Here is a 17,276-nt window from a genome sequence, read left to right on the forward strand (position 1 = left end):
TATTTTGAATGTACTTTTGTTGAATTGTTCAGTTATAAAACTTATCTGATCTTCTTGTTTGCATCATTGGGCATTAGTATTGGGTTGCAAATGATTCTTCCATTTCCTTATGGTCTTGGTGCGGCTTTGGCAATTTTCATAGCATTTCCAATGTTGTTAAGAAGACGATACATGAGTCGCATGAAGGGATATGGCGATTCTGGAAGTGGCGGCGGTGGATTCTTTGGAATGAACTCTGGAAGCACAAGTGTACGATACGTATGTTTAGTTTGCAATAACAAACACAAAGGTGGCACATGTCCTAGATGTGGTTCTAAAATGCAACGTGCTGATTTCTAAAATGTCTTTAAATGAACTTAGAAAAAAAGTTCTATACCAAAACTCCATTGAAGTCTGGATTGGATTAAGCAAAGAAAAAAACATAGATTGGGTTGACACTGAAAATTACAAAAAATTCATTGCTTTTCTTTTAAAAAACAATCTAAACATGAAACAAATGTCCATATGTTTTGACGAATCTGATAAAGCATCAGAAGGAGGCCATAGCAAAAAAGTATTTGCAAACAAGTTGGCAGCAATAAACGATGAATATTCTGCATGTTACTCCATAAAATTAAGTGACAGTGCTATTGAATTAATTCGAAAATTTAGTCTCTAATACTATCGTTTTAACTTTGGATTGACAATCGAATCTAAAGCATTTCCTATAAAGACAAAAGCAAGTCCTGTTACTGCAATCATTACTCCTGGAGGCAATATCCACCACCATAATCCTCTGGATGCTGCACCATACACATTAGCATCATGTAAAATTTGACCCCATGTCGGAAAAGATGGATCACCTAGTCCTAGAAAACTTAATCCTGCCTCTGTAGTGATTGCAGCAGGCACTGATATGGCTATACTTGCAAAAGCATATGGTAGTAACTGTGGTAAAATATGTCTTAATACGATTTTTGAATCCTTTTGTCCCATCATGGTTGCAGCTTCTACATATCCTCTAGTTTTGATTTGCAAAGACATACTTCTTGCAACTTTTGCTATTCCCACCCAACCAAACACCATCAAAAATCCTACCAATACAAAAATACTATTGCTGATAGTAACGGATAAGATAATCAAGAAAGGAAGTGCTGGCAGTGCATATATTACATCGTTAAATCTCATCATTACTTCGTCTGTTTTTTTGCCTCTGTAACCTGCATAAACTCCGTAAAGTAAACCCATTACAACTGATGCTATGGATACAACCAGTCCTATGAACAGCGCTAAAGGAGTTCCCCATAACAAGCCTACTGCCAAATCTCTTCTCAACTCGTCTGTTCCCATTATTCCGAATGCCTTACCGCCTATGATTAGTTTAGACTCTTGAATTTTGTTTTCTAAATTGTTGCCATACATCTTTATTAAAAAAACATAATTTCCTTTTAGTGGCTCATGTTTTTCTGCTTTAGAAAAAACAATGTCTTCTGAAGATAAATTATTTAAAGAAAACAAAAACTTGTTTGATTGCAGAATTAGATTTTTTTTAATTGAATCATCCGTTGAAAATATTCTTTCACTATGGATGGAATTAGAATCTAAATTTGGCAATGATGTTGATAATAATTTTAGATGAATCCCATCAGGTCGTATTACGTCCATCTGCAATAATGTTGATCCTGAATATTTTGCAGAAAACTCGTATATGAAATCATTTGGAAAATAATCGTAGTCAAAATTTATCCCAAATTGATGATATGTAACTGAGATGTTTTCTGCAGCATCATAGTTTATTTTTGGTGCTTCTAAAATTTTATGCTCTGGAATCTTATCACTCAAAAACAAATTAACCCAAACCGGAATGGCAACTTTAGGATATGAAATCCAGCTTCCTGGATTATTCCATTCTCTAAAAGTCTCAACTGGAATTGTAATTACTGCTATGATTGAAGTTAAAATTAAAATTGACAATATAATAATTCCCGCAATTCCTGTTTTGTTTTTAAAAAATTCCTCTTTGATCTCTGTTGGAGTGACGCTGCTCATCCTACTCTCACTCTCGGATCAAAGTATCCATACAGTAAATCTGCAACAAAAATACTAATCAGGAAAAAAACTGTCAAGATGTAAGTAGCGCCGATAATTATTGGCAGATCCATTACTGTAATTGCTTCAAAATATAATCTGCCCATGCCTGGCCAGTCAAAAACAGCCTCTGTGATTATCGCCCCTCCAAGTGATCCTGATAGACTTAATGCAAGAATAGTGACTATTGGTGGGGCGGCATTTTTTAGAGCGTGAGAATAGATTATTTTTTTCTGATCAACTCCAATTGTCTTTTTTGCAATTATGAAATCTTCTTGCATAATTCCTACTATGAAATTTCTTACAAGATATGCCCAAGACCCAAACCCAATCATCACAATTGTGATTAATGGTAATGTCATATGATATAGTAACGACCCAATGTAATTTGGATCTGATGATGGAATTAACGGTGTAGCTCTTGCAGGAAAGATTTGATACATAAATGAAAACAAGAATATCATTAGCATTCCTATCCACCATACAGGAAAACTAGAACTAATAACTGCAAAACTTGATGTTAGTCTATCTATCATTGAACCAACTCTACTTCCTGAAAATGCTCCAAGGAAGATACCTATTACAGAAATTATGATTGTTGCAGTTGTAAACAATAGGATTGTTCGAGGAAGTTTTTCTAAAATTATTTCTTTGACATCAGATGATCCTGAGTCGCTAGTTAGAAATGTTGCACGACCAAAGTCTAAAGTAAGTATTTTGTACATTGTCAATCCTATTCTCTGTGGTGAATACCATGGTTCATCTAACCCTAGAGTTTTGACTCTTTGCTCAATTTGCATTTGAACAAACGACTCAAATTCGTCTACCGATGAAAAACTTTCTGAAATTTTAGGATTTTCAGTTATTTCAGATCTTACTTGAAACACAACTCCTTGTTTTAAGATACTGTCCATGTTTGATCCTACTAGAAGAACTGTGATGAGCAGTGTGATCATTAACACGCCAAACATTGTAATTAATCGAGTTCCGACATACCTCTTCAAAGTCAATAACCAGAAATGGTGAACTCAGTTTATAATAATTGCAGTGTGATAATTTGAAAAAAAATTCTAATTTAGTACGAGATTCTATACTTTATATGGTAAAAAATGACTCATTTGACCCCGACAGGCTCGTATTGACTAAAAATGAAATTCTTGCTTTCTGTGATAAAGTCATAGAAAAATGGAATAAAGAACCAAGTAAAAATGCCAATAATATTTTGGCAATGACTGCTGTCAAAGCAAGTATTATTTGGACTGATGAAGATTCCCTCAAAGCAATATGGGGTGAAATTATCAGTTGGGTTTTTGAATTACTTTACGAGAATGCTCTATCTCAAGGTAAAATTGATGACGTTGATTGGTCTAGCGTTATGAAAAAATTAAAGAATAAAAAATAACTATGCTGTAATTATGTTGTGAGTGCAAGTACAATACGAAAAGCCAAAAAACTAGTTGAAAGTGGAAGTGTAGTTCAAGTCGATGATGACCTTTATCAAATAAAGTCATCATCTAATCCAGAAAAATCTTACTTTGTGACCTCTGATACTTGTGAATGTCCTGGATTCAAAAATTTCTACAAATTTCATCATGGTAAGGGTCTAAAGGCAAATTGCTCTCATTTGGAAGCAATACGCATTTTCAAAGAAAAATCTTAGAATTAAAAATAAAAGTTGTTATACGCAACAAATGGCTTTTTTGAAACTTTCTGAATCCCTTTCAAAATTACATTCTTTGCATACTTGCCAACTTCTTTTTTTCAGTATTGAAAAAGATGCATCATAGCTTACTGAATACATCTTTCCTCCGCAAGAGGGGCATTGTAGCGGTATGTCTATCTTCATTGATGATGTTATTACTTTTTTAATTATAAGGCGCGCGTAGAACTGATAAATCATCCATGAAATTTAGTTTTTAGGATTTACTTGAATAATACGATTCCCATCTACTAAAAATTCTATGATTGTTCCATTGATATTTACAAAAAACGATGCTCCGCTATTTCCAACCTGCACATCCATTCCTGCGATATTTGTATTGATTGTATCGTTTTTCTCTTCTGTTATCTCATCTGATAATTGTTCAGTGCTGTTAGTTGGTGTGATTATGTCTTCTGATAATGCCTCTTCTTCAGTTTTATACCCAAATTCTTCTATGGTCTGTCTTGAAATGGTGATTTTTTCTAGATATGCTTTATTTGCTTCTTCTTGGGTTCCACCATTTTCAAGAATGTTTTTTCTGATCTGCTGTGCTTCATCAAATATGTTTTTGGTGAAATTCATTTGGTTCACAATTGTGTCTCTTACTGCCGGATCTAAATTTTTAACATAATCATCATACTTGTATCCTGAAAAAACTCCAGAACCCGGATCTAACTCTTCTATTTCCTTTAAGAGTAATTCTTCTGAAATTCTTGTTTGTTCTTCGATGTATTTTTGCTCTTCTAATATTTTTTCATATATCTTCTTTTCTGAAATAAATTCTTGTAATAATTTCTGATAATGTGAGTATAAAATAAAACCTATAGGATCTTTTTCAAAATCAGACGGGTTTGCATTAAGATATCTTATTGCTTCTGGGGTTGAAAGTTTTTCTTCAATTACTGACGTTGTAGTTAACTCTCCTCTAACCTGAAATTCTGTATTTGTAATACCTGTTTTTCCGTCAGGTGATGTTGCTTTGATACTGACGATATATGTCCCTGGCATTCTATCGTAGTGACTAAGTTGAACTCTATACTCTCCTAGGTCGTTTGTGGTTGTAAACAAAGAGTCATACTTTGTGCTAACATGAACCTGAACATCTTTTACTGGATTTGATGCATGGTCGGTAATTCTACCCGAAATTATTGGTGCGTCTCCTGGTAATATCTTTGGATTGTCTATGCTGGATTGAATTATGAGGCTCCACAATGCAGCATCAGAGGCTGGAATGAGCACGCTTAATGCAAATATTGAGAATAAACCGACAATAATGATTTTATTTTTGAGCACAATGACGATTCAAAATTCTATTGATAAAACAAAGAATAAAGAAAATCTTGCCAGTATGTAATTTTATTTGAGCCAGGTTGATTCTTTTTTTAATAAAATCGGTCGTTTTCACATGCCTTTTGGAATATGCTTAGGTGATTCTTTATTTGATCATTTTTTAGTAGGATTTGTACGAATTGTTTATGTATCATCATTTTTTGATTCAGGCATTGGTGCCTAGGTTTACTTTGACAGTATTATTTGTGCTAGGTGCATCACTAGCCATTCAATCAGCTTATGCCCAATCAGACAATGATGCAACAACAAGTGAGCAAACCACACTATCAAAAGACTTAGCAAATAATCCTGTTGCACAAGATATACTTAAAAAAATAGAACAGACTAAAAAATGGATAAAAGAACTTGAAGACAGAAAGTATGAAGATCTGAAAGCTAAAGAAGAACTTGAAGCAAAAAGAGCGCAAGCACTTGAAAAACTAAACCAAGATCTTAAAGAATGGGAGGCATTATGGGAATATTATTCTCCAAGAAACTCGTTTTCAAGATTTGTAGATACCATACAAGATACTCCTGTTAAGGAAGTCTTTTGGGATCAATTTGAATTTCATCAAATGAAAGTAGATGCAGGTAGAGAGGCACTCAAAATAGTTATTGCAAACGGCGGTTCACTAAGTGAAGCACGTCAAGCATATCATCTTGCAGCTGAGACAAAACGAATTGAGTTAATTGAAGCAAATAGCATTTTTAATGTAAATCATAACTTGGCATATTATAATCAACAAATTTTATTTAACAAAAATGGACAATTCATTGATACCCCAATTACCGGTGAACAACTCAGAGAATATTATGAAGATTACAGAACAAATCCTGCATATCTGAAAGCAAATCCAGATGATGTAATATCATGGGAAGATTTGGGAAAGACAACTCCTGATACTGAGTGTAGAAAAGGCTCTGTTGTTGTGTATAGATATCATGCAAGTGACTATGTTTGTGTTTCAATGAACACTGCAGAGATGTGGATTCGTCATGGAATGGGCGAAATTTCTGGAGGTTCAACTCAATCAAATGAAAACTTGGTGACGCCACTTACGAAATGTGATGAAGGATTTACTGTAGTATATGCATTGGAATCTGGCAAGTATTCTTGTATATTACAAGAAACAGCAGAATCATGGATAACTCAGGGAATAGCAGAAAAACATAATCCTGAATCATATATCTTAGACCAGATTAAAGACAAGGATGTATCGCTTACAATAATTGAAGTCAATCAAAAAATACAAGGGTTCTACGATGACCTTGCATTAAAGCAAGCAGAACTTAAAACACGATTTGATAAAAAATACGATGATGCTTTGTTACAATCAAAACTAGACGAAAAGAATGCCATAAAGAACCATAGTGAGCGACCAAACATGTCTAAAGAAGAACTAAGCAACAAAATCATCCAAATAAGAAAACAATATGATTCAACTAAAGATAATATCATACAAGAAAAACTAAATGCACTAAAGGAACTAGACAAAATAACCGATAAAAATCTAGAAGAGTTTGCCCAAACATACGAACTTGATCCCTATATCCAAGTGGTATGGAATTCTCAATTCTCAAAATATGAAGCAGTAAAGAAAAATTAGATTCTAAATATTATTTTAAGCAATATTAAATAAAAAATTAGAATATGTTTAAAATTCCATAACACAAAATACATTTGTGAATCTTTCCATAGTCAAAGCTACTGAAAAGGACATTCCCATTATTCTTGAATTACTTTATGAGTTAGAGAGGCCAACTCCTATTGATGATAAAGAAATCAAAGTATTCCGAAATAAAATTAAAGATTATTTTTCAGATCCTCAAAAGATAATATTGTTGGCAAAGCAAGGTTTCAAACCGGTAGGACTTGTTAGCGTTATTTTTCTAAGACGTTTAAACCGAGTAAAGCTGGAAATGTATATCCCTGAATTGATAGTTACAAAAGAGTATAGGAATACAGGTATTGGCAAAAAACTAATTGAACATTGTATCATCCTTGCAAAAAAGAAAGACTGCTATAGAATAAGACTGGAGTCTGGAAATCAAAGAAAAGACTCTCATTTATTTTACAAAAATCTTGGATTTGAGCAGTCTTCGTTATCTTTTTCTATGAATATCCGTTGAGAAGTATGTGTTTTAGCTTGCCACCAATTTTTTTTGACTAGTCCTCTAAAACATATTTTTTGGAATTTGATTTGATGTTACTTAAAATAATCGTAATAACCTCGATTCTTGCTTTGGGCATATTTTTAATCACTGAAAACAATGGCGTATATTCCAGCTCTGAAGTCATCGATTCTGTAAAAGAACATGCAAATACGCTGGAAGAAAAAACTAATGAATCCGTTGATACAGGTATTGGATTTATGAAAACAGTTGATGAAACTGGAGGTAAAATTAGCACTCAGATAAATAATGCTAAAGAATCCGCAAAAGAATCTACAAAAGAAATATCTGAAAAGATATCTGGCCTTAACCCTCTAAATAAAGATGATTCTTATAAAGATGTCACGTCAGAAGAATCTCCTGATTCATCTCCTGTCGTAAACAGTGGTTCCAATAATGGAGAAATTCAATTCAACTATGATGGTTCACCAATTTATGAAAATCTTTCACTATCTATGATTCAACAATCAAATGGTGATATTTTATTGGAATATGTGGATGCTACTGGAAATACAAAAAGTGCTAATGTGATCATTAGAACTAATGATGCCACGATTTTCTCTGGAACTTTTTTTACTTCCAATTTTAAGACTATAATTAACGATATCTCTAAATCAACATACCATGTAGATATTACAGTTGATCATAAGGACTATGGAATTGTAAGTTCCACATTTAATTCTAATGATATAGATTCTAAAGTTGATGGTGTATTTCAGTCATGATTGTATGTATTTATACAAAATCAATTAGTATCTTGTATGGATGAAACTTCTTTAGAATCAAAGACGTTTGCTGATATTTTTGAGAAAAGCATTAAACAATTTATTAATAATCGTGAATCTTTTTTACCACTTGTAATCAAAAATTTTTCTGATGGGAACAGAGAATACAATAATTACATTGAACAATTATTTCATGTGATGCGAAAATTTGAAGAAACTTTTTTTGAAAAATCAGACAAGTCATTACTAAAAATATTTGAAGATTACACAAACGAATTCTCAAAGCTGTATCTTATGCATGTTGATGCGTCAAGAAAAAACTTTGAGAAATATCTGGAAACGCGCCTTTTAATCATGTCATCTTGGAATGAACACATGAAGAAATTTACTGATAATTCTCAAAACAAACTTTAATTTTTTTATGCCTATTTTCTGTGCTAACCAGTTTTGTTGGTAGTTTTTCCAATAGTTCTAATATCCTTTGTCTGAAAAATGAACATATTATTAAAAATCTATAAATATTATGATCTTAGCCGATATGACGTGCACATTACTATTTTAGCTGTTTTGATACTGTCCATGACTGTAACTTTATCATTTACCGGTACCTCTTTTGGAGAAAAAGAAATCAAATGCATTAACTGTGTCCAAATTCCTTCATACGAAATTGATCTGTACAAAGAGATTTTTCCATTGACTGTCTGGACTGATTCACATACCTATGATCATTTTTCAACTATTACCGCAACTGGATACTTGAAACCACAAAATACAGTTGCACCAATCTTAGTTGTTGTAACTAATCCTATAGGAAACATAGTAACCATACAACAAATAACTCCTGATGCTGATGGTAATTTCTCTTTTAAACTAAACACAGAAAGTCCTCTATGGTCTAAAGATGGAGAATACATCTTAAAAGTTCAAAGCGGTGCTGAAACCCGACAATTCAAAACTAATTTTACTCTAGTTCCATCTTTAACTGGAAGCGTTAACAAATGTACTGTAGATAGTATTTCAGTTACTGCAAATAATGGCAGAATTTATTGTATTCCATATAAGATATCTGATGGTCTTGTAAGTACAACCAAAGGAAAATTAAATTCTGATACTAAAACAATGACTTTGGATATCAAAGGACAAAACATTGGTACTATCACACTTGATATTCCAAGATATATCTTGGATTCAAAATCTCCTGCCGGTGGTGATTCTTCTTTTGTTGCGATGGCTAATGGCAAAATGATAGAATATGAAGAATTAGAAAGTGATTCTGATTCTAGACAAATAAAATTGGTTCATCAAATAGGTAACAAAGTTTCATTTGAGATTGTAGGAACACATGTTATTCCTGAATTTGGCTCCATTGCTCTTCTGATTCTTGTTGCTTCAATAATGTCTATTTTGATTGTAGGCAAGTCTTTTTCAAATAGATTGGTCAAGTTCTAAAACACTGTCAAGTTCTTAAACAACGACCTTAAATCTACTATGTATACATGGATTTAGAAAAATTTCGTAACGATGTTTATGAAGTTACTGAAAAACTATCAAAAAATTTGAAAGAATCAGATCTGCCAAAACTCAATTATGTTCGTCAACAATTAATTGAAATGTATCAAAAAAACCTTGTAAAAATTAACCATTCTGTTTTAGAACTAATTTGTGCATCTACACTTATTGCACGTGGACACTCAGTCGAAGTTGAAAAACAAATCTCTGATATTTTAGTATGTGACCTTTTTGGTAAAAAAGGAGATGGTAATACAATTATTGAAATCGAAACAGGATTTACTCCTCCTGATCATGCTCTGGATACCATTGATTATTTCACCGCAAGGATAATGAGTAAAATTGCTAGATATAGTAAGCACTGTACTAAATTTTCTCTGGCAACTCCGGTGATTGGTCTAGTTCCAATACCAAAAATTTTCCTCATACCTCCAAATGCAAGAAATGAGTCTGATGTGAAAAAAGTTAAAGATCTATGTGATCGATATTACAAAAACCCTCCAATTCAATATTCTGATATTCTAAATGCACATTTGCATTCAATTTATTTAATAAATATAGACAAAGGATTTGCCAAGGAACTTGACCCTCAAGGATATGTGGATTTAACTCATAAGCTACTTCAACGAAGTGAAATAGAGTATTGACCCAAAATAGAAAAAATACAAATTCATCTTCATTTTAGTTCTAGTATGATTTGTGCCGCATGTGAAACAAGAAAGCACTATGAATGTATTGATTGTATAAATAATCATAAAACGCATCTTTGTCATTGTGACTGTCATGATGAAAATACAAAACCTCATCCTGTAGACAAGCCACATTAATCTGGCATCATTAAAAGCGACTCAATTTTTTGAGCCTAAATATTAAAATTTCATCTTATTTTAACCATTGTAGATTTTTGAAGATCTTAAAACTGATCGTAAGAAACATCAAGATTCATAAGGCAATAAAACATTCTATCGACAAATTATGGCGACATCCATGGAAAATTTTGGAACATTAGAGTATGTTTTAGACAAATATTCAAAAATTTGGAGTTGGAAGATTACCGGTCAACGAGCTGTCAGTATGATATCTAGACTCGTGCCTGAAGCATGGTATGGTGAAAATACTGATGAAGTAATAATTCCAGACAGTGTTGAAAGTGTAAAACAGATAAAATTGATTATGGATCGTTATCCTCTTGAAATCTTATCCAAATCTGCATGGCAACGAAAAATTGTAAAAACGTATACTCCAAAACCCATCCATCCTCCTGTAAAATATAATCTCAACCGTGCAAAAACAGGAGAGCAATTCCGTGGAAAACTACTGAATTTCCAAAGAGAAGGATTGGATTTCCTATTAAAATCATCAGGAAACGCATTACTTGCTGATGAGATGGGCTTGGGAAAAACTGTACAAACATTATCTTATGTTGCAACTGAAAAACAAACATTTCCAGTACTTGTTGTTGCACCATTAGTTACTTTAAACAATTGGGAAAGAGAAATTTCAAAATTTTTAAAGAAAAAAAGCAGGAATGGAAGAATTATTGAATCCGAATCTCCGACATCTACTATCATCAGAACTGGAAAATCTAAAGAACTTCCTGTGACTGATTTTTACATAATAAACTATGAATTACTTTACAAACGTCTTTCTGATTTATCAAAATTAAATATTCGAACAATTGTTTGCGATGAGGTTCATAATCTAAGATCAAAGACTACCCAAAAATACAAGGCTGTTAAAAAATTGGCAGCACTTCCTTCAGTTTCGTATAGGATTGGTTTGTCTGGCACTCCAATTTACAACAGAGGCTCTGAAATATGGCCAATTGTTGATATTTTGAGACCTGGATTACTTGGAAGTTTCAAAGAATTTTGTGAGTACTTTTGTTATGTCAATGAAAAAGGCAAAGCGATTGTACTTGAAAACAAACGAGCCTCACTTCGAAATGAATTGCAAAAACATGTCATGCTTAGGCGAAAAAAATCTGATGTTCTAAAAGAATTAAAAGATAAAGTCAGATACAAAGAAGTCATCGATGCTGATACTGACTACTATCTTGATGAACTAGGAAAAATATGGAATAAGCTTGAAGAAGAACAAAAAGATGCTGAAACAGCATTTGACAAATCAGCATCATATCAAAGAGCAATTCAAAGCGAACGACAGATTGCTGGCATTGCCAAAGTTCCACACGTGATTAATTTTGTTAAAAACATTATGGAGATAGAGGAAAGCGTAGTAGTATTTTGCCATCACAAAGTAATCCATAAATTATTGCATACTAGTCTTGAAGAATTTTCTCCAGTTACGATTATTGGTGGACAATCCGATAAGACTCGTCAAGAACAAATTGATAAATTCCAAAAAGGAGAATCAAAACTTATGATAGCTGGTATACGAGCTGGAAACGTAGGAATTAATTTGACTAGAGCTAAATATGTCATTTTTGCAGAACTGGATTGGAGTCCTGCTATACATCGGCAAGCTGAAGATAGATTGCATAGAATCGGTCAAAAAAATACTGTATTTGCATACTATCTTATTGGAAAAGGAACACTTGATGATCACGTTGCAAATATTTTAGTTGATAAAAGTTATGAGATTGATTCCATTATGGATGAAACAGCTGACACATACGAAAATAGGGATAAAGCTGAATTAATCCTAGCACAAATTCATGATAAAATAAAGTCAAACTAGACTTAATTTTTCTTTGATCTTTTCTAGTTTTAAAATTATGTCTTTCTTTCTGTTATGTTCAACTGGCTCGTTGCTAAACTCTTCAATTAATTCATTAATTAATTCAAAAATCTCCTTTTTTGAAGTATTCTCCGAGTTGTTACTTTGAAATCCAAACTCTTCTATTTTCTTAATTTCTTCTACTCCTTCTGGAAGAATTTCGTACATTTTGATTAGTCTGGATTCTTGTCTTAAAGGTGACATTAGGACTAGTTGTTTTTTTCTCAACTTTTCAATCTCTTCAATTAACTCATCTTCTGGTTTTCTTAAGAAATTTGAAATGGTTTCTATGTCAAATGACTTGATTTCTAATAATCGTAAAATTTTGACACTTGTTGGGATTTGTTCACTCCATAAAGTGTATTTTGCTAAATCTGTTATGGAAAACGTTCCATCGTTATTCAATGTTAACAGTTTTCTATCTTTTAGTGATGCTAACGAGTCTAATATCCTCCCAACCCCCAATCTCTTTAATTCTGAATTTTCAATGTCTTTTTCATTAAATGATCCGTTATTTTTAATCCCTAAGAACAGTATTTCTAAATCGATCAGACCTAATTTTGTCATTATAGTTAATTTCTCCTAGCGGTTATCACTTTTTCCTCTAGACCTCAAAAAATTGAATTTTCATACCGAAAAATCTCTGCAATATCGGGTTTGTCTCATTAATTTATCTAAAAATGAGCTTTTAGTATTGATCCAGAATATATAAAGCCGTTTATCTAAAATCTGTATGCCTCAATCAAAACCAATTATTAGTGTTGTAAACGTGGTTGCATCTGCATCTGTGGATCAAAAAATCGATCTAAATGATATTACTAAAAAATTTCCCGATACTGAATATAATCCCGATCAATTTCCTGGATTGGTCTTTAGACTACAAAATCCAAAAACTGCCACTCTTATCTTTAGAACCGGAAAGATGGTATGCACTGGTGGAAAATCTGAAGAAATGGCCATTAAGGCGGTAAATACAGTTGTTCAAAAACTTCGAAAAGGTGGAATTAAAGTAAAAAAAGATGCAGAAATTACGGTTCAAAATATTGTAGCTTCAATTAATCTAGGTGGAAAAGTGCATCTTGAAAAAGCTGCTAGAACCTTACCTAGAAGCATGTATGAACCTGAACAATTTCCAGGGTTAATTCATAGAATGTTAGACCCAAAAACTGTCATATTGATATTTTCATCTGGAAAACTTGTTTGTACTGGAGCAAAAAATGAATCTGATGTATTTCGTTCTGTTCATAACTTGCATGCTTTACTAGAAGAAAAAAATCTAATGATATATGATCAATAGCTTTTGAAAAAAAGTTAATTCCAAATTTTTTAATTTTCATATTTTCTTATTTTGTTTAGGGGATAAATCCGTCAAAAAATCGAGATTATTTGTCACCACTTGAAAAATATATGTGGACATTATCTAATTCGAGTATGGTCAAATATGAATTGCCTAGATTGCCTTATGGATATGATGAGCTTGAACCCTTCATCGATACTCAAACTATGGAAATACACCATCAAAAACACCATCAGGCATATGTTGATGGATTAAATAAAACACTAGCAAAAATTTCAGGAGAATTTCATCCTCAATACATAACATCTGTTCTCTCTGATCTAAATACAATTCCTGAATCTGTCCGCAATGATATATCTTTTTTTGGCGGTGGTTTTGAAAATCATAAATTATTTTGGGAAACAATGACTCCAAAAAACGATGGTGATCCTAGTGGAAAGTTTGGTGATTCAATTGATGTGTATTTTGATAACTTTGAAAATTTTAAAAAAATATTCTCAAACAAAGCATTGTCTATTGAGGGTAGTGGATGGTGTTGGCTTGTATTTAATCAAACTTTTAATAAAATAGAGATAGTCACTACTGCCAATCAAGATAGTCCTTGGTCAATAAGGAAAATTCCTCTTTTAGGTTTGGATATGTGGGAGCACTCTTACTATCTAAAATACAATAATCGAAAATCCGAGTATGTTTCAAATTGGTGGAATGTGGTCAACTGGGATTATGTTGAAAATCGATTTGCTGAGATAGCTGATTGAACAGTACTCTTGAAATTTCTTAACGTTTGTTTATTCTGTTTTTAAAAATTCAATAAACGTTTAATGTTATTGTAGAACCACTTATCTCTCTTCATCCGTATAGTATGATATGAGTACTTACATTGTAAAAAAATCTGGCTTGGATGAATCTAAAATAAAACAAGCATTAGATATGTTGCTGATTGATAGGAGAAATGAATTTCGTGAACTATCGGGTGTCCTCTTAAAGACTGCAAAATCTTCTGAACATGTGCCCTATTCTGAACAATTCGTCTTGAATTTCTGTTTGGATGTAAATGACGCGTTTAAGACTTGGTCTGGACAAATGCCGCTTTCCGTAAGCTCTCCTCAAAAAGCACTAACAATTCTAAGACAGCTATCCAGAGATAAAACAACGATGAATCAACTGGCTCATCTCTTGAACATATCTTATACCCTAGCTGACGAATTTCTGGAGATTTATAGACGCTTAAAGTAATTTTTTTACTAATCTCAAACTTTCATTTTTATCTTATTGCTAAATTCTGTGATTATATTTCTAGAATTTTGTATGCCAATAGTTACTCTTAAGTTTGGATTTCGGTTAATTCACTATGATGAAAGACGACTTGGCGACTTGCGAGAATTTCGATGAGCAAGTTTATGCTGTCTTTCATTTTTAACTTTATTTTTCTATGTTTTATATGTTTGATAAATTCTTAATTATTGTACTTTTATGAGAAATAATTTTTCCTGGGTTTAGAATGTTTGAAGGATCGCACATCTTTTTCAACTCTCTGAAAATTTTATAGTTTATTGATCCGTATTGCTTTCTGACATATTCTGATCTTGCCAATCCATCTCCGTGTTCTCCTGTTGTGGTTCCACCCATCTTGATTATCTTATCAAAATACTCATCTGCAATTAATTTTACATCCTTTATTTTTTTCTCGTTTAAAATTAAACGAATATGGATATTTCCATTACCTGCATGTCCATATGCAATTGATTTAGCATGAAATTTCTGATTAATTTTCTTTATTGTTAAGAATAATTCTGGAAGATGTTCTATTGGCACTGTGGCATCTTCAATTACATGCATCGTTTTATTTTTCATTGATTTTGAGCTATAATATAGGGCAGAATCTCTAAATTTCCACCATCTTTGTATCTCTGAATCATTTTTGATGGTCTTTACAATTATTCCTGTAATTATTTTTTTTAATCTTTTTTGAGTATTGGTTATTTTGCAATCATACTCTACAAAAAGCAGACAATTGATCATTTTATTAAAATTATGATTGATATTTTTCATTATTGTTTTATCTACAAATTCTAGTGCTGAAGGGGATGTTGTTACAATATGGTTACAATCTTGTGCAGCTTCAATTTCTGATTTGTATCCAATTACAAATAAAATTCTTTTTTTTGGAATGGAGATGATTTTAAGCTCAGCTGACAATATGATTCCAAGTGAGCCTTCCGAACCTGCAATGACTTTTTGTGTATCGTTAATTGATTTAATTAAATCTAATCTATATCCTGAAGAATTTTTTGTAACTTTTGGGAATTTATCTTGTTGTATTTTTTTTGCAATTTTTAGAATTTTTATACCTACTTTTTTATTCTGAGGTAATGATACTTTTTTCCCGTTACCGTCAATAAATGTGATTTTTTTAATATTGTCAATAACGCTACCATATTTCAAACTCCTACTTCCAGACGAATTGTTACCGATCATTCCTCCTGTTGAGCAATATGGTCCTACAGATGGGCTTGGTGGGAAGAATCTCTGATCTTCTTTTAAGACATTGTCTAGATGGCCCTTATTTACTCCAGAACCCACTTTGACATAATTATTTTTAATTTTGATTTCATCAAATCTTTTTAAATCTACGATGATTCCTTTGTTAAGTGAATTTCCTACTAATCCTGTCCCAGCTCCCCTTGGTGTGACTGAAGTTTTGTATTTTTTTGCAATTTTTAATACGTTAATCACATCTTGCTCATTTTTTGGGATGACAACAATCTTTGGAATTATTTGATAAGCACTTGCATCTACTGAATAATAATTCAAAATCTCTTTATCACAAAAAACATCTCCTGAAATAACCTTCTTTAATGATTTTTGCAGTTCAAAACTTTTCATGGAGTAAATCTGCTTGATTTTCTATTAAGTTTTAATGCTCTAGTAGATTCTTGCTAATGCTTGCAGATCTAACAATGATATTGCAGTGTGTCTCATATCTATAATTGATTGCATCAGGTCATTTTTTTCATTAGTATGACCTAAACCTAACGCATGACCTAACTCATGTCTGACGATTGTCTTTAACTGATTCTCGTTTAATTCGTCTACATTGAATATTTTTACAAACGCTTTTTCAATATTGCCATTTTTATCATAATACAAATTTGTATATCCATCATAGCCATTGGTGTCAATTTTATCCATTAGATAGATGATGATCACATCTTGTGAGTCTAGTTTTGATTGTACATGTAATGTGGGAATTGTAACATCGTATGATTCTGATATTTGTCTAATTCCTTCATTCCATCCTTGAAATAATTTTTTTCCAGAATTAATTACCTCTTTAGAATTTATAGTATCTTCGACAATATCTACATGTTTTTGACTGACCTTTGCGTCACGAATTATTAGTACTTGTATTTCATTATTTTTGACTTCTTTCCAAGCTGCTAGCTCATCCCATTTGTGATTGTATTCTGCCCATGATTCTATTGGAATTATAGTTACTATCATTATTATCACACTTGACAATAATAGATATTTCACATGGTATGAACATCATAGAGTATAATATTGATCGGTTCGTATTTTTAATAACATACAACAATCAAGATTCATGCCTGCGATTTTGTTATCTTATGATGTTATGATAAAAATACACATGATTATTGTTTTATTATTGTAATTTTTATAATATGGGTTGTAGAATTTTCATCAATGTATTTAATCTACTATCCGGATGTAT

The 17,276-nt window shown here is 32.2% G+C and carries 20 protein-coding genes; 14 read left to right on the top strand and 6 right to left on the bottom strand.

Features of this window, described 5'->3' with window-relative positions:
- Positions 1–24: 24 nt before the first annotated feature.
- Positions 25–339: a hypothetical protein gene (locus tag K5782_RS05020; RefSeq protein WP_297464504.1), complete on the top strand. Its 315-nt coding sequence runs from the start codon at positions 25–27 to the stop codon at positions 337–339.
- Position 340: 1 nt separating this feature from the next.
- Positions 341–658, top strand: coding sequence for a hypothetical protein (locus K5782_RS05025; protein ID WP_297464506.1), 318 nt, complete (start codon positions 341–343; stop codon positions 656–658).
- Between the two features lie 2 nt (positions 659–660).
- On the opposite strand, the gene K5782_RS05030 is transcribed toward K5782_RS05025, so the two are convergent.
- Positions 661–2,028, bottom strand: a complete 1,368-nt coding sequence (locus K5782_RS05030) for an ABC transporter permease (RefSeq protein ID WP_297464508.1) — start codon at positions 2,026–2,028, stop codon at positions 661–663.
- The gene (locus tag K5782_RS05035; protein WP_297464512.1) at positions 2,025–3,071 is read right to left on the bottom strand and encodes an ABC transporter permease; all 1,047 of its coding nucleotides are present in this window, start codon (positions 3,069–3,071) and stop codon (positions 2,025–2,027) included. The genes K5782_RS05030 and K5782_RS05035 overlap by 4 nt, the downstream gene beginning before the upstream one ends.
- A gap of 95 nt (positions 3,072–3,166) precedes the next feature.
- Between K5782_RS05035 and K5782_RS05040 the strand changes: the two genes are divergently transcribed.
- Positions 3,167–3,469 carry a hypothetical protein gene (locus K5782_RS05040; RefSeq protein ID WP_366069425.1) on the top strand — a complete coding sequence of 101 codons (303 nt, stop codon included), beginning with the start codon at positions 3,167–3,169 and terminating at the stop codon, positions 3,467–3,469.
- 18 nt (positions 3,470–3,487) lie between these two features.
- Positions 3,488–3,727, top strand: a complete 240-nt coding sequence (locus tag K5782_RS05045; protein ID WP_297464516.1) for a hypothetical protein — start codon at positions 3,488–3,490, stop codon at positions 3,725–3,727.
- A 249-nt stretch (positions 3,728–3,976) separates the two neighbouring features.
- On the opposite strand, the gene K5782_RS05050 is transcribed toward K5782_RS05045, so the two are convergent.
- Positions 3,977–5,062 carry a carboxypeptidase-like regulatory domain-containing protein gene (locus K5782_RS05050; protein WP_297464518.1) on the bottom strand — a complete coding sequence of 362 codons (1,086 nt, stop codon included), beginning with the start codon at positions 5,060–5,062 and terminating at the stop codon, positions 3,977–3,979.
- 227 nt (positions 5,063–5,289) lie between these two features.
- On the opposite strand from K5782_RS05050, the gene K5782_RS05055 reads away from it, so the two are divergent.
- From K5782_RS05055 to K5782_RS05085, 7 genes are all read left to right on the top strand, one after another.
- Positions 5,290–6,705 (top strand): hypothetical protein, encoded by a 1,416-nt coding sequence (locus K5782_RS05055; protein WP_297464521.1) that lies wholly within the window; start codon positions 5,290–5,292, stop codon positions 6,703–6,705.
- A 76-nt stretch (positions 6,706–6,781) separates the two neighbouring features.
- Complete coding sequence (locus tag K5782_RS05060) at positions 6,782–7,228, top strand: GNAT family N-acetyltransferase (protein WP_297464523.1); 447 nt, start codon at positions 6,782–6,784, stop codon at positions 7,226–7,228.
- A 74-nt stretch (positions 7,229–7,302) separates the two neighbouring features.
- Entirely contained in the window at positions 7,303–7,995 is a 693-nt protein-coding gene (locus K5782_RS05065; RefSeq protein WP_297464525.1) for a hypothetical protein, read from the top strand.
- Between the two features lie 36 nt (positions 7,996–8,031).
- Positions 8,032–8,409 carry a hypothetical protein gene (locus tag K5782_RS05070; protein WP_297464527.1) on the top strand — a complete coding sequence of 126 codons (378 nt, stop codon included), beginning with the start codon at positions 8,032–8,034 and terminating at the stop codon, positions 8,407–8,409.
- Positions 8,410–8,538: 129 nt separating this feature from the next.
- Positions 8,539–9,444 (top strand): PEFG-CTERM sorting domain-containing protein, encoded by a 906-nt coding sequence (locus K5782_RS05075; RefSeq protein ID WP_297464529.1) that lies wholly within the window; start codon positions 8,539–8,541, stop codon positions 9,442–9,444.
- 47 nt (positions 9,445–9,491) lie between these two features.
- Positions 9,492–10,151, top strand: a complete 660-nt coding sequence (locus K5782_RS05080) for a hypothetical protein (RefSeq protein ID WP_297464531.1) — start codon at positions 9,492–9,494, stop codon at positions 10,149–10,151.
- 328 nt (positions 10,152–10,479) lie between these two features.
- Positions 10,480–12,204, top strand: a complete 1,725-nt coding sequence (locus K5782_RS05085) for a DEAD/DEAH box helicase (RefSeq protein ID WP_297464533.1) — start codon at positions 10,480–10,482, stop codon at positions 12,202–12,204.
- Here the strand turns inward: K5782_RS05085 and K5782_RS05090 are convergent.
- Entirely contained in the window at positions 12,196–12,810 is a 615-nt protein-coding gene (locus K5782_RS05090; protein ID WP_297464535.1) for a hypothetical protein, read from the bottom strand. The genes K5782_RS05085 and K5782_RS05090 overlap by 9 nt on opposite strands.
- Before the next feature lie 166 nt (positions 12,811–12,976).
- Between K5782_RS05090 and K5782_RS05095 the strand changes: the two genes are divergently transcribed.
- The 3 genes from K5782_RS05095 to K5782_RS05105 all read left to right on the top strand — a co-directional run bounded on the left by K5782_RS05095 (position 12,977) and on the right by K5782_RS05105 (position 14,776).
- Positions 12,977–13,540: a TATA-box-binding protein gene (locus K5782_RS05095; protein ID WP_007550327.1), complete on the top strand. Its 564-nt coding sequence runs from the start codon at positions 12,977–12,979 to the stop codon at positions 13,538–13,540.
- Between the two features lie 134 nt (positions 13,541–13,674).
- On the top strand, positions 13,675–14,298 hold the full coding sequence (locus K5782_RS05100; protein ID WP_297464537.1) for a superoxide dismutase: 624 nt from the start codon (positions 13,675–13,677) through the stop codon (positions 14,296–14,298).
- 109 nt (positions 14,299–14,407) lie between these two features.
- The gene (locus K5782_RS05105; RefSeq protein ID WP_297464539.1) at positions 14,408–14,776 is read left to right on the top strand and encodes a hypothetical protein; all 369 of its coding nucleotides are present in this window, start codon (positions 14,408–14,410) and stop codon (positions 14,774–14,776) included.
- 201 nt (positions 14,777–14,977) lie between these two features.
- Here K5782_RS05105 and K5782_RS05110 read toward each other — a convergent pair whose 3' ends face one another.
- Both K5782_RS05110 and K5782_RS05115 read right to left on the bottom strand, forming a co-directional pair.
- Complete coding sequence (locus K5782_RS05110) at positions 14,978–16,426, bottom strand: FAD-binding oxidoreductase (protein ID WP_297464541.1); 1,449 nt, start codon at positions 16,424–16,426, stop codon at positions 14,978–14,980.
- 39 nt (positions 16,427–16,465) lie between these two features.
- Positions 16,466–17,044, bottom strand: a complete 579-nt coding sequence (locus K5782_RS05115; protein ID WP_297464543.1) for a matrixin family metalloprotease — start codon at positions 17,042–17,044, stop codon at positions 16,466–16,468.
- Positions 17,045–17,276 lie beyond the last annotated feature (232 nt).

It is taken from the genome of Nitrosarchaeum sp., assembly GCF_025699065.1.
Taxonomy (GTDB): Archaea; Thermoproteota; Nitrososphaeria; order Nitrososphaerales; family Nitrosopumilaceae; genus Nitrosarchaeum.

Excerpts from the sequence above, each read along its gene's own strand:
- K5782_RS05095 (WP_007550327.1), top strand. The coding sequence starts at position 12,977 with ATGCCTCAATCAAAACCAATTATTAGTGTTGTAAACGTGGTTGCATCT.
- K5782_RS05105 (WP_297464539.1), top strand. The coding sequence starts at position 14,408 with ATGAGTACTTACATTGTAAAAAAATCTGGCTTGGATGAATCTAAAATA.
- K5782_RS05040 (WP_366069425.1), top strand. The coding sequence starts at position 3,167 with ATGGTAAAAAATGACTCATTTGACCCCGACAGGCTCGTATTGACTAAA.
- K5782_RS05090 (WP_297464535.1), bottom strand. The coding sequence starts at position 12,810 with ATGACAAAATTAGGTCTGATCGATTTAGAAATACTGTTCTTAGGGATT.
- K5782_RS05110 (WP_297464541.1), bottom strand. The coding sequence starts at position 16,426 with ATGAAAAGTTTTGAACTGCAAAAATCATTAAAGAAGGTTATTTCAGGA.
- K5782_RS05030 (WP_297464508.1), bottom strand. The coding sequence starts at position 2,028 with ATGAGCAGCGTCACTCCAACAGAGATCAAAGAGGAATTTTTTAAAAAC.
- K5782_RS05070 (WP_297464527.1), top strand. The coding sequence starts at position 8,032 with ATGGATGAAACTTCTTTAGAATCAAAGACGTTTGCTGATATTTTTGAG.
- K5782_RS05100 (WP_297464537.1), top strand. The coding sequence starts at position 13,675 with ATGGTCAAATATGAATTGCCTAGATTGCCTTATGGATATGATGAGCTT.
- K5782_RS05065 (WP_297464525.1), top strand. The coding sequence starts at position 7,303 with ATGTTACTTAAAATAATCGTAATAACCTCGATTCTTGCTTTGGGCATA.
- K5782_RS05080 (WP_297464531.1), top strand. The coding sequence starts at position 9,492 with ATGGATTTAGAAAAATTTCGTAACGATGTTTATGAAGTTACTGAAAAA.
- K5782_RS05115 (WP_297464543.1), bottom strand. The coding sequence starts at position 17,044 with ATGATAGTAACTATAATTCCAATAGAATCATGGGCAGAATACAATCAC.
- K5782_RS05085 (WP_297464533.1), top strand. The coding sequence starts at position 10,480 with ATGGCGACATCCATGGAAAATTTTGGAACATTAGAGTATGTTTTAGAC.
- K5782_RS05025 (WP_297464506.1), top strand. The coding sequence starts at position 341 with ATGTCTTTAAATGAACTTAGAAAAAAAGTTCTATACCAAAACTCCATT.